At 36.2% G+C, this 11,962-nt stretch carries 12 protein-coding genes; 7 read left to right on the forward strand and 5 right to left on the reverse strand.

The genetic code is table 11. The features are described from left to right. Nucleotides 1-6: 6 nt before the first annotated feature. The 3 genes from H9635_RS14325 to H9635_RS14335 all read right to left on the reverse strand — a co-directional run bounded on the left by H9635_RS14325 (nt 7) and on the right by H9635_RS14335 (nt 2,302). Entirely contained in the window at nt 7-576 is a 570-nt protein-coding gene (locus tag H9635_RS14325) for a beta-class carbonic anhydrase (RefSeq protein ID WP_191700994.1), read from the reverse strand. A 161-nt stretch (nt 577-737) separates the two neighbouring features. Then, the gene (locus tag H9635_RS14330; RefSeq protein WP_225231322.1) at nt 738-941 is read right to left on the reverse strand and encodes a hypothetical protein; all 204 of its coding nucleotides are present in this window, start codon (nt 939-941) and stop codon (nt 738-740) included. Nucleotides 942-1,066: 125 nt separating this feature from the next. Beyond that, nucleotides 1,067-2,302 (reverse strand): aminopeptidase, encoded by a 1,236-nt coding sequence (locus tag H9635_RS14335; protein WP_191700995.1) that lies wholly within the window; start codon nt 2,300-2,302, stop codon nt 1,067-1,069. Between the two features lie 197 nt (nt 2,303-2,499). Between H9635_RS14335 and motA the strand changes: the two genes are divergently transcribed. From motA to H9635_RS14355, 4 genes are all read left to right on the forward strand, one after another. Continuing rightward, nucleotides 2,500-3,300, forward strand: coding sequence for a flagellar motor stator protein MotA (gene motA / locus H9635_RS14340; RefSeq protein ID WP_191700996.1), 801 nt, complete (start codon nt 2,500-2,502; stop codon nt 3,298-3,300). Further along, complete coding sequence (motB, locus tag H9635_RS14345; protein WP_191700997.1) at nt 3,284-4,048, forward strand: flagellar motor protein MotB; 765 nt, start codon at nt 3,284-3,286, stop codon at nt 4,046-4,048. Before motA ends, motB begins: the two co-directional genes overlap by 17 nt. Before the next feature lie 107 nt (nt 4,049-4,155). Next, nucleotides 4,156-5,244 carry a carbohydrate kinase gene (locus H9635_RS14350; protein ID WP_191700998.1) on the forward strand — a complete coding sequence of 363 codons (1,089 nt, stop codon included), beginning with the start codon at nt 4,156-4,158 and terminating at the stop codon, nt 5,242-5,244. Further along, entirely contained in the window at nt 5,244-6,152 is a 909-nt protein-coding gene (locus H9635_RS14355; protein ID WP_191700999.1) for a pseudouridine-5'-phosphate glycosidase, read from the forward strand. Before H9635_RS14350 ends, H9635_RS14355 begins: the two co-directional genes overlap by 1 nt. A gap of 80 nt (nt 6,153-6,232) precedes the next feature. Here the strand turns inward: H9635_RS14355 and H9635_RS14360 are convergent, their stop codons facing one another. Then, a complete protein-coding gene (locus H9635_RS14360) occupies nt 6,233-6,454 on the reverse strand; it encodes a DUF1128 domain-containing protein (RefSeq protein WP_191701000.1) in 222 nt (73 codons plus the stop codon). 182 nt (nt 6,455-6,636) lie between these two features. Here H9635_RS14360 and H9635_RS14365 point away from each other — a divergent pair, with 182 nt between their 5' ends. After that, the gene (locus tag H9635_RS14365) at nt 6,637-6,966 is read left to right on the forward strand and encodes a YtxH domain-containing protein (RefSeq protein WP_191701001.1); all 330 of its coding nucleotides are present in this window, start codon (nt 6,637-6,639) and stop codon (nt 6,964-6,966) included. Between the two features lie 139 nt (nt 6,967-7,105). Beyond that, nucleotides 7,106-8,041: a YihY/virulence factor BrkB family protein gene (locus H9635_RS14370; protein WP_191701002.1), complete on the forward strand. Its 936-nt coding sequence runs from the start codon at nt 7,106-7,108 to the stop codon at nt 8,039-8,041. Nucleotides 8,042-8,137: 96 nt separating this feature from the next. On the opposite strand, the gene H9635_RS14375 is transcribed toward H9635_RS14370, so the two are convergent. Next, nucleotides 8,138-10,042 (reverse strand): heavy metal translocating P-type ATPase, encoded by a 1,905-nt coding sequence (locus H9635_RS14375; RefSeq protein ID WP_191701003.1) that lies wholly within the window; start codon nt 10,040-10,042, stop codon nt 8,138-8,140. 214 nt (nt 10,043-10,256) lie between these two features. Here H9635_RS14375 and H9635_RS14380 point away from each other — a divergent pair, with 214 nt between their 5' ends. Then, nucleotides 10,257-11,639, forward strand: a complete 1,383-nt coding sequence (locus H9635_RS14380) for an L-cystine transporter (RefSeq protein ID WP_191701004.1) — start codon at nt 10,257-10,259, stop codon at nt 11,637-11,639. The last annotated feature ends 323 nt before the right edge of the window (nt 11,640-11,962 follow it).

The raw sequence follows: 11,962 nt of genomic DNA on the forward strand, positions 1-11,962 counted from the left end.
AGCTTATTATTTTATTTCTTCAGATCCATCAGTTACTAAATCTAATTTACCAGTTGCAGGATCAATAATAAGACCGTGTACAGGAACACCAGCAGGCATTAATGGATGATTTCTTACTAAATCAACGCTTTTTAAAACACTCGTTTTAATATCGCCGAAACCACGTAACCATTCTTTTAAATCTACGCGTGCATAATTAATAACATCTATCGTTTCTTGTTTTACTCCACGTTCAAGCATATGACCAATCATTACATTTGAATCAACGGCACTCATACCACAATCATAATGACCAATAACATATACTTCATCAGCCTGTAATTCATACACGGCTACCAATATACTGCGCATAATGCCACCAAATGGGTGATTTACGATTGCGCCAGCACTTTTAACAACTTTTACATCCCCGTTGCGCAAGTTCATTGCTTTTGGTAATAATTCTACTAAACGCGTATCCATACAAGATAAAACAACAATCTTTTTATCAGGGAACTTCGTTGTCGCGTATTCTTCATATTGCTTTTCAGCAACAAACTTTTCATTAAACTCTAGAATATTTTGTAATGCAGACATTTGTTCATACCCCTTTCGTTTCTGTATTCATTTTAAAATATTATTTAGATAATTCAAATAAATGCGCACAATTATAGTTAAAAATCCAATAAATAAAGAGAACTAAAGCAGTAATTCAGCAATAAAAAACAACCGCTCAAATAGAACGGTTGTGAAAAATATTAATGATGGTGGTGACCATCTAGTGATTTTTCGTTTGGCGCGAATGCATTAGCCTTTGAATCTACTATAACAGAGTCATGAGATTGTAATCCGATTCGTAAGTACATGATAAACATTACTAAAAGAACAAGAATAACTGCTGAGAAACCTAAAACTAACGTATAGTAATCAGACAAAAACGGATGACGGTGATCAAACATCATAAAAACTCCTCTCTATTTAATAATAAGAATCATTAACCAATTATAACCTAATAAATTGGAACATTGTAGGGGAATTTATGCATTTACTTCAGAATAAATTGTAAATATGGCGACATCTTGAAGATTTAGAATGCCCAGTTTCCATCACGGAAAACAGCTTCTGCCTGACCATCTTCAGTAATGCCATCGATATTCATTTGCGCAGAACCAATCATAAAGTCAACATGCGTAATACTATTATTTAACCCGTGTTTTTCCAATTCTTCCTGTGACATCGTTTTCCCGCCTTCTAAACAAAATGCATAAGCACTGCCAATGGCTAAGTGGTTTGATGCATTTTCATCGAATAGTGTATTGTAAAATAAAATATTCGATTCAGAGATAGGTGAATGGAAAGGTACAAGTGCCACTTCCCCTAAATAATGAGAGCCCTCATCTGTTGCTACAAGGTTTTTCAAAACTTCTTCGCCTTGTTCAGCTTCAACATTTATAATACGCCCATTTTCAAATGTAATTTTAAAATTATCGATTATATTGCCACCGTAGCTAAGTGGTTTTGTACTAGATACATACCCGTTTACACCATTTTTATGCGGTACTGTAAAAACTTCTTCAGTGGGCATATTAGCCATGAATTCTTCGCCTTTTTCATTGACACTGCCTGCACCGCACCATAAATGACCTTTCGGAAGCTCTATCGTTAAATCCGTTCCAGGTGCTGTATAGTGCAGCTTTGCATAGTTTTTATTATTTAAGTAATCTACTTTTTCATGTAAGTTATCATTATGCTCTGCCCAAGCTTGGACAGGGTTGTCTAAGTCAGCTCGTGTCGCTTTAAAAATAGCCTCCCATAATGCTTCCACTTGTTCATTTTCAGGTAAATCTGAAAATACTTTTTTAGCCCATTGTTTAGAAGGAGCTGCAATGACAGTCCAGCTGATTTTATCTGATTGTACGTACTGGCGGTATTTATTTAACGCAATTCCGGCTGCTTTTTGGAAAGTTGCAATACGTTTTGAATCGATACCAGCTAGTAGATCAGGACTTTGCGAAACGATGCTCATAAATGCTGCACCTTGTTCAGCCAGCCACTCACGCTCCTGGACTTTCCATGGAGGGAAGAAATCAAAAGAATCATCCGGTGCTAACTCGTAACGAGTACGCGTAATTTGGTCATCTGTATAATCTACAAATACTTGCTTTGCCCCTGCCTCATAGGCGATTTTAGTTACAACTTGTACAAATGGTGCTGATTCAATGGAAGCAGCGATATACAAATATTGATTTGGTTGAATATTAACACCGATTTTTACTGCCAATTCCGCATACTTTGTTAACTTACTTTCGAACATTGAATTCATTTGAAACATTCCTCCAGTAATTGTCATAAAATATTTTTATTTTTTGATACACCATTATCAAAAGGGTAGAAATTGTGATAAAAATAATAAATGTATCGAAAAATATAAAAATTGTTCTAATACCAGTGTAAAGGAAGTTAATAAAAAGATAAATATACCGAAATAAGAAAAGACATAGTAATTTGGAGGTACTACATATGGATATATCATCGGTTGTTGGGATAATACTTGCCTTTTTTGCTCTATTATTAGGGATGTTTATGAAAGGTGTAACACCTGACGCATTATTGAATCCTGCCGCTATTTTAATTATCATCTTTGGTACAATTGCAGCGGTAACAATCGCGTTCCCAATGAAGGAATTAAAACGAATTCCAAAACTTTTTAAAATTTTATTTACAGAAACAAAATTAGCTAGTGATATTGATTTAATCAAAATGTTTGCACAGTGGGCAGATTTAGCTCGTCGTGAAGGTTTATTGGCTCTAGAAAGCAAAGCATCTGAAATTGAAGATCCTTTCCTGAAAAATGGCTTAACGCTGGCAATAGATGGTCAAAATGCAGACTATATTCGCGATGTGCTTTCAGAGGAAGTAGAAGCGATGGAAGACCGCCATGCAAGTGGTGCAGGAATCTTTACCCAAGCAGGTACATATGCACCAACTCTTGGTGTATTAGGGGCTGTAGTAGGGCTTATTGCAGCTTTAAAAGATATGACAGATATCGATAAATTAGGTGTAGCAATTTCTGCTGCCTTTGTTGCTACATTATTAGGTATCTTTACAGGGTATGTACTATGGCATCCATTTGCCAATAAGTTAAAACGTAAATCTTCTGTAGAAGTTAAGCAAAAGCAGATGATGATTGAAGGGATTTTATCTGTACTTGAAGGTGAAGCTCCTCGAGTAATCGAGCAGAAGCTTGCTTCATATTTAACGATGGAAGAACGTAAGCAAATTACCGAAAGCGGGGCGGGTGGCCTTGGCAAAGAAGCGTAAAAGACATAAAAAGCATGAGGAACATGTAGACGAATCATGGCTAGTACCTTATGCGGATATTTTAACATTATTATTAGCATTATTTATCGTCCTATTTGCATCAAGTTCTGTCGACGAAACAAAACTACAGCAAATGTCTGCTGTATTTAATGAAATTTTCACAAGTGGTACAGGGGTTATGGACAACCCTTCAGTAGTTCAAACACCTAATGGTTCGACTTCCAATATTCAATCAGGGGTTTCTAAATATATGGAAGACCAAGAACGTCTACTGGAAACGCAAAATCGTGTGGACGAATTCATTGCAATTCATGAATTGGAAAATCAGTTTGAAACAAAATTGACAGAAGAAGGTTTGTTAATTACGATTCGAGATAGTATTTTATTCGACATGGGGCGTGCAGAAGTAAAGGAAGAGTATGCAACCATTGCCGATGAGATTGCGCAACTGTTAATGTTTGACCCACCACGTAATATTGTTATTACCGGTCATACAGATAATGTTCCGATCAATACTACTGAGTTTGATTCCAACTGGGATTTATCAGTTATGCGGGCTGTAAACTTTATGAAGGAAGTTGTTACGGGTAATGAAGCGCTTGACCCGAAATACTTCAGTGTTAAAGGATTCGGTGAATTCCAACCAATTGCCTCCAATGATACAGAAGAAGGAAAAGCAAAAAATCGCCGTGTTGAGGTTCTTGTACAACCACGTATCACTGAAAATGGAGAACTAATTGTAGAGTAATAAAAGCTGTTTAGAGAGTAAACTTTCTAAACAGCTTTTTTTATTTTTGACACCTTTTAAACAAAAGTTTATAATTATAAACAAATGTTTGAATCGAGGTGATGTAGTTGAATGAAAAAGAAAAGCTAATCTTTCAATTGATAAAAAAAAATCCTTATCTGTCTCAACAGGAAATGGCAGAGCAATTAGGGATGTCAAGACCAGCACTTGCCAATATCATCTCGTCACTGATTAAACGCGGAGAAATTCTTGGACGAGCATATGTCTTGCCGGAGAAAAATCATATTATCGCAATTGGCGGTGCTAACGTCGACCGTAAATTTACAATTGAACAAGATGTCCAGTTAGGTACTTCAAATCCTGCTTCGGTAACTGAAACGGTTGGTGGGGTGGCGCGTAACATAGCAGAAAATATTGGTCGTTTAGGTAACCGTGTTTCATTAATTACCGTAATGGGTGATGATCATGATGCCATATATATTGAACAGAATTGTAATGCTACGATGAGTCTTGATCTAGTGGAAAAGTTAAAAGACTATAAAACAGGTTCTTACACAGCCGTATTGGCGCATTCCGGGGAACTGGTAATCTCCATGGCGAATATGGAAATATATGAACAACTATCTCCAACTGTTTTAAAAAAGTATGAATCCATAATGCAAAATGCGAGCTGTTTAATAATTGATTTAAACTGTCCATTGGAAACAGTGGAATATGTAAAAGAGTTTGCCCATGAGCGTAAAATTCCATTCGCTGTTATTCCTGTTTCATCCCCTAAGATGAAAAACATGCCAGAAGATTTACAGGGGGTACATTACTTTATTTGCAATCGTGATGAAGCAGAAAAGTATTTGAATATGAATTTGGAGAAATTTGGTCATTATGAAAAGGCAGTAAAAGCAATGCTACAAAAAGGGGCAAAATATGTCGTCCTTACATTAGGAGAACATGGAGTAATGGCTGGTCATGATGGTACAGTGACGCATTATAAAGCCATTGCAACAAAAAATATTGTAGATGTTACAGGTGCGGGAGATGCTTTTGTAAGTGCATTTTTACATGGAGTATTAAACAATGAGGACTTTAAAGAAGCAATCCAACTTGGTTTAACAAATGCATCAAAAACATTACAATCAGACAAAACTGTACGAGAAGATTTAACAAAGGAAAAATTACTTGAATGGAGGAATTTATAATGGAACAATATTTATCATATTCACAAGAGGTATTAGAAGCAAAAGAGAAAGGTCTACCTATTGTAGCTCTTGAATCGACAATCATTTCTCATGGTATGCCATATCCTCAAAACGTACAAACAGCTCGTGAAGTAGAACAAATTATTCGTGATGGTGGTGCAGTACCAGCAACAATCGCATTAATCGACGGGAAAATCAAAATTGGTTTATCCGATGAAGAGTTAGAAATGTTCGGTAATGCTCAAGGTGTAGCAAAAACAAGTCGCCGCGATATTGGCTATTTACTTGCAACTAAAAAAATTGGAGCAACAACTGTAGCAGCAACAATGATCTGTGCAGAGTTAGCTGGTATTGAATTATTCGTAACAGGTGGTATTGGCGGGGTTCACCGTGGGGCTGAAACAACGATGGATATTTCTGCAGACTTGGAAGAATTAGCAATGACAAATGTAGCTGTTGTATGTGCAGGTGCAAAATCCATTTTAGATATCGGCTTAACATTAGAATATTTAGAAACAAAAGGTGTACCAGTAATCGGATACGGGATTGACAAATTACCGGCATTCTATGCACGTGAGAGTGAATTTGATGTAAACATTCGTGTTGATTCAGCAGAAGAAACTGCAGCTATTCTACGCGCAAAATGGGATTTAGGCTTACGTGGTGGGGCATTAATCGCCAACCCAATTCCAGTTGAGGATGCTATGGAAACAAGTGTAATGGATACTATTATCGACAATGCACTAAGAGAAGCAAAAGAACAAGGTATTGCAGGCAAAAATGTAACACCATTCTTACTGGGCAAAGTGAAGGAACTGACTGAAGGTAAGTCACTCGATGCAAATATTGCATTAGTAAAACACAATGCACGTGTAGGCGCAAAAATTGCTGTCGAACTTAATAAGTAATCGTATTTCCTGGGGAATAGTTATGAAATAAAAGGAAGCTCGTCGAAAAATATCGATGAGCTTCCTTTTATTGCTTCCTTTTATTTACGAAGGGAGCCTAATTCTGCAACAATAGCATTCATTTCGCTAGGGCTGAACGAGTCTCGTTTCATAACCATTTCATATAGATATTGTAAATCCTCGTATTTATTTTCATCGAATGCCTCTGATTGCATAGCGTCAACGTTTACCATACGTAGTTTTTCCTTGATTTGTTCTATCATATAATTGACATTTTGTTGTGATGGGTTGGATAAGTCCATATTTTTTGCCCTACCTTTCAGTGTTTACAAAAATATCATTTCATGCAAGGCACTTCTTGTCAACCCGTAAAAGTTTTAGGAATGCTTTTAAAAATAGCGAACATTCGCTAAAATGGTTGTAGATAAGTTTTATAGGAAATTTTTATGGGAATATGAAAGCATACACAGGAGGAGAGTAAAATATGAAAAGTAAACTATTACCGTTTATAGCAATTGGAGCAGTAACTGGTGCAGCAATCAGTATGTTAGATAAGCAAACAAGAGAGCATACTGTAAAGACAGCTAAAAATGCAAAAGATACGGTTGTTTATTATGCTGAAAACCGTGACGAACTATTAGCATTAGTTGAATCGAAAATTGAGCAGGCTCAAACAGTTTACGGAACAGTAAATGATAGTATTCAGTCTATTATGCAAAATGGAAATGATATTAAAGAATTGCCAACTACGATACAAAGTATGGTTTCCGAAACGATTGATGCATTTTCAAAAAAGGATGAACAAGCTGGCTAATTAAATTCGCCTTAGTGTAAATATGTACAGATTTTTTCTTGGAGTTATTTCGATATCTGGGACATCCGTTAGGGCGTTATCCGGATAGAAAGGTATTCAGTGTATCTTTTTTCTGGGTAATTCAAAAGGTGGTGGCTATATGGAAGAGAAAGAAGAATTTAAAGAAAAGATTTCACTTATTAAATCATATGTTTCACCTGACCCTAGTCAAATAAATGTTTTAACGACAAAAGGTTTTTTTCAGGATTTAATATACCGTATTCAAAAAGTTGATATGTCGGGGATGGGTGCACTACTTGCTTATTTCTTTTTACTATCATTTTTCCCGATGCTTATTTTTATGGTAACACTCTTACCATATTTAAATTTAGAACAAGGGCAAGTATTCGATTTCTTGAGTGATATAATGCCTGAGGAAGTTTATGTTCTTATTGAAGGGACACTTTCGGAAGTACTAACCAACCAAAATGGCGGTTTACTTTCAGTTGGTATTATCGGTACAATTTGGTCTGCCTCGCGTGCTGTAGACGCACTGATGAAAACATTAAATCGTGCCTATGATGTTGAAGCTAGAGCAGGTTTTATAAATCGTATTTGGTCTCTTTTATTTACTATTTCGTTAGTAATTATTATTTTAATTGCTCTTGTCTTGCCGGTTTTTGGACAGCAAATTGAAAATGTAGTGTTCGGCTATTTTGGTATAGAAGAATCATTGGCAGGTCTTTGGACTACGCTTCGTTGGATTATGCCGCCTACCCTTATTTTTCTTTTATTAACGGTTATGTATTGGATTGTTCCTAATACTGATCCTCGATTAACAATTGTTAGTGTTGTACCAGGCTCAATATTGGCAACACTAGGCTGGCTTACATTAACTTATGGCTTTTCATTTTATATTAACAATTTCGGCAATTTTAGTGCTACTTACGGCAGTATTGGCGGGGTCATTATACTAATGCTTTGGCTGTACTTTACAGGAATGATTTTAATATTGGGTGGAATATTAAATGCCACATTCCAAAAAAGACAGATTGCCAAGAAAAATAAAAAGAATGCAAAGACACCTGTTTTCTAAATTGTTTTGTCACACAAAAAGCACGACGCCATAAATATTTAGGCGTCGTGCTTTATTTATGGTTATTGTCAGTTGGTTATTTTTAGTAGCAAGCCATTAAACATTTTTGCTCAACATACGCAGGCCATTTAAAATAACTAAAATCGTGCTTCCTTCATGACCAATAACCCCAAGGGGGAGGCTAATCGCCTGGAAAAAGTTTGAGATAATGAGAATTGCGATGACTGTTAACGAGAAAATTATATTTTGCTTAACGATTCGTTGCATTTTACGAGAGAGCTTAACAGCGTAAGCAATCTTAGAAAGGTCATTTTTCATCAATACAACATCGGCTGTTTCGAGTGCCACGTCCGTACCGCCACCCATTGCAATCCCAACAGAAGCAGTTGCTAGCGCTGGGGCATCATTAATCCCGTCACCCACCATACCAACATTGCCGTATGATTGCTTATACTGCTTAATATGTTCGACCTTTGTTTCAGGTAAACATTCTGCAACATAGTTTGTTACACCAGCTTCATTTGCAATAGTTTTTGCTGTCGCTTCATTGTCACCAGTAAGCATCATGACATCAATGCCTAGTTCTTTCAGTGCTGAAACTGCTTTTTTTGCTTCATCTCGTACTATATCTTTTAGGGCAACTAATGCTGCAATTCCGTTTTGGTCTTTTAAAAATACAACTGTCTTTCCTTCATTCCCTAATTGCTGCAATGCTCCGTCCGAAAAAGAAACGGCCAAATCTTTACCGACAAAATCAGGCTTGCCGATTGTATAATTTTGTTCTTTATATTGTGCCTTTATCCCATACCCAGGTATATCTTCAATTATAATATTTTGTGGGACAATGACATTTTGTTTTTTTGCAAATGAAGTAATCGCTTGTGCAAGAGGGTGGTTTGATTGTCCTTCAATGCCTGCGATTAATGCCAATGTCTCATCTTTATTTAAATCCTCACGAACGATAAAATCTGTTACGGCTGGTGTGCCTTGTGTAAGTGTTCCGGTTTTATCGACAGCTAAGACACGTAATGTATTCAAATGTTCTAAATGTAAGCCACCTTTAACTAAAATACCGTTTCTGGCACCATTTGAGATGGAAGATAGGGTAGCTGGCATAATGGATGCTACAAGGGCACAAGGAGATGCCACTACCAACAGTACCATTGCGCGGTATAAAGTTGTCGTCCAATCCCAGCCTAATAAATAGTGGGGCAAAAACATCATGATTCCGACTGATATTAATACTCCTTTTACATAAATACCTTCAAAGCGTTCAATAAATTGCTGTGATGGGGACTTTTCACTTTGCGCAGATTGTACAAGTGTAATAATTTTTTGGAATAAGGTTTCTCCGCTTTGCTTCGTTACACTAATAGTTAAAACTCCATTTAAGTTCACTGTTCCTGCATACACTTCATCGTCAATATTTTTCGTAATCGGCATTGATTCACCTGTAATAGCTGCTTCATCGACAGTTGATATCCCTTTATATACTTTTCCGTCGGCAGGAATTCGTTCTCCAGGCTTTACTAAAATATGGTCATTTACTTTTAAATCTTTTACAGATATTTTAATAGGCTCAAATCCGCCTCGTACAAGCCAAGCTTCTTCAGGCTGTAACTCCATTAAAGAGGAAATTTCACGATGGCTTTTGTTCATCGCATATGTTTCAAGGGCGCCACTTAAGGCAAATATAAAGATTAATATGGCACCTTCCATCCAGTATCCAATAATGGCTGATCCGATGGCTGCCAAAATCATTAACATTTCAACATTTAAAGATTTGTTTTCAATTGTATCTTCAATGCCTTCTTTTGCTTTGGCATAACCGCCAATTACAAAAGCTGTTAAATATGCAATGACAGCTGCGGTTGTTTGATCGGTGGATTCCATCCTCCATGCGAGCAAAATAATAAAGCCGGAAACTAAGGCAGCGATCAATTCTTTATGTTCTATAATTTTCTCATTTAATGATAACTTTTCTCGATTAGAATTTTTCATATATACCTCCTTGATAATGAATATCATTGTTAAATCAACTGATAATGAATTTCAATTATATTATAAGTGTTTTCTTATTTAATAATAATTATAATATAAGCATCATATTTTGTAAATAACATACAATAAATAAGAATAATAAATACCAACTTGACTTATAAGGATTATAGAGTAATATAATTAAGTACATTTTATTAAATAGGAGGAGTTTAAGGTGAATTTATTCGTTTTACTTAATATTGCCTTGTTGATCATTGTTATTACATTTTTATATTTCCTTAAAACAAAGCATGTTAAATTTTCTAATCGTGTATTTATCGCATTAGGATTAGGAATTTTACTCGGGATAGGGCTACAATTTGCATACGGCGTGGAGTCCGATGCAATTACCGAGACTATGCCGTGGTATAACATCGTTGGAAATGGATATGTACGATTATTACAAATGATTGCAATGCCTTTAGTTTTCATTTCAATATTAGCAGCATTTACTAAAGTAACATTCGGAAAGAATTTAGGAAAAACAGCCGCGGTTATTTTATCTGTACTAATAGGTACTACAGCAATAGCAGCTGGTTTAGGTATTGCCTCTACAGTTGCATTTGATCTAGATGCAACTCAAATTATGCAAGGGGAAGCAGAAATTGCACGTGGGGAATCGTTAGTAGAACGTTCGGCTGAGGTTACATCGTTACCTGAACAAATTTTAACAATGTTCCCTGCAAATCCATTTGCAGATCTAACAGGATCTCGCGCAACATCAACAATTGGAGTTGTTATTTTTGCTGCATTTTTAGGCTTTAGTTATTTAACGCTTCGTCGTAAAGAAGAAGAAACAGCAGCGAACGTAAAAAAAGGTGTCGACGCTATATACGGTTTAATAATGGGTGTAGTACGCATTATCTTACGTTTAACTCCATACGGTGTAGCTGCAATTATGGCACGTACAGTTGCAACGAGTGATTTAGGGGCGATAATGGATTTAGGTAAATTCATTTTGGCATCATATGTTGCATTAATTGCTATGTTCTTATTGCATTTAGTTATTGTTGCATTAACAGGATTAAGTCCGTTAACATATGTGAAAAAATCAGCAGAAGTATTACTATTTGCCTTCACTTCACGTTCAAGTGCAGGTGCATTACCATTAAATATTCAAACACAAACAAAGCGTCTTGGTGTTCCGGATGGGGTTGCAAACTTTGCGGGTTCCTTTGGTTTATCGATCGGACAAAATGGTTGTGCTGGAGTATATCCAGCGATGTTGGCGGTTATGATTGCCCCAACAGTAGGTATAAATCCATTATCGCCAGGGTTTATTGCAACATTAATATTAATCGTAGCAATTAGCTCATTCGGTGTAGCAGGTGTTGGCGGCGGTGCAACGTTCGCTGCAATCATCGTTCTATCTGCAATGGATTTACCGATAGCTTTAGCAGGTATTTTAATATCTGTAGAGCCGTTAATCGACATGGGACGTACAGCGCTTAATGTAAGTGGCTCCATGGTTTCGGGTGTCGTATCCAGCCGGGTAACGAATGAACTAGATACAGATATTTATAACGAGCCGGCGGATAAAGCACAATTAGTTCAGTAAAATATAAATAAAAAGTCGTACAGAATCATTTAGATTCTGTACGACTTTTATATGAATCAAATAAGTGAGTGCGCTGAAAATATGAGGCGGAAAAAAGTAACCATAACATTATAAGAAGAAATATATATATAAAGCCGTATGTGACATGAGGAAAAATAATGTAGACATATGTTGTATAAAGAATAGCGACCAGTAAACTGCGCTTGTATTGATAAGTTGTACTAAATTGTATTTGGGTTGCTATAAATAATGCGTTAACAAATACTTTGGTAAAAAACATTTAAACACTCCTTATTCCGTTTATTACAAAATAATATAACATA

It is taken from the genome of Solibacillus faecavium, assembly GCF_014836905.1.
Lineage (GTDB): Bacteria > Bacillota > Bacilli > Bacillales_A > Planococcaceae > Solibacillus > Solibacillus faecavium.

Coding starts and splice junctions, on each gene's coding strand:
- H9635_RS14325 (WP_191700994.1), bottom strand. CDS start 576: ATGTCTGCATTACAAAATATTCTAGAGTTTAATGAAAAGTTTGTTGCT.
- H9635_RS14330 (WP_225231322.1), bottom strand. CDS start 941: ATGATGTTTGATCACCGTCATCCGTTTTTGTCTGATTACTATACGTTA.
- H9635_RS14335 (WP_191700995.1), bottom strand. CDS start 2,302: ATGAATTCAATGTTCGAAAGTAAGTTAACAAAGTATGCGGAATTGGCA.
- motA (WP_191700996.1), top strand. CDS start 2,500: ATGGATATATCATCGGTTGTTGGGATAATACTTGCCTTTTTTGCTCTA.
- H9635_RS14355 (WP_191700999.1), top strand. CDS start 5,244: ATGGAACAATATTTATCATATTCACAAGAGGTATTAGAAGCAAAAGAG.
- H9635_RS14360 (WP_191701000.1), bottom strand. CDS start 6,454: ATGGACTTATCCAACCCATCACAACAAAATGTCAATTATATGATAGAA.
- H9635_RS14365 (WP_191701001.1), top strand. CDS start 6,637: ATGAAAAGTAAACTATTACCGTTTATAGCAATTGGAGCAGTAACTGGT.
- H9635_RS14370 (WP_191701002.1), top strand. CDS start 7,106: ATGGAAGAGAAAGAAGAATTTAAAGAAAAGATTTCACTTATTAAATCA.
- H9635_RS14375 (WP_191701003.1), bottom strand. CDS start 10,042: ATGAAAAATTCTAATCGAGAAAAGTTATCATTAAATGAGAAAATTATA.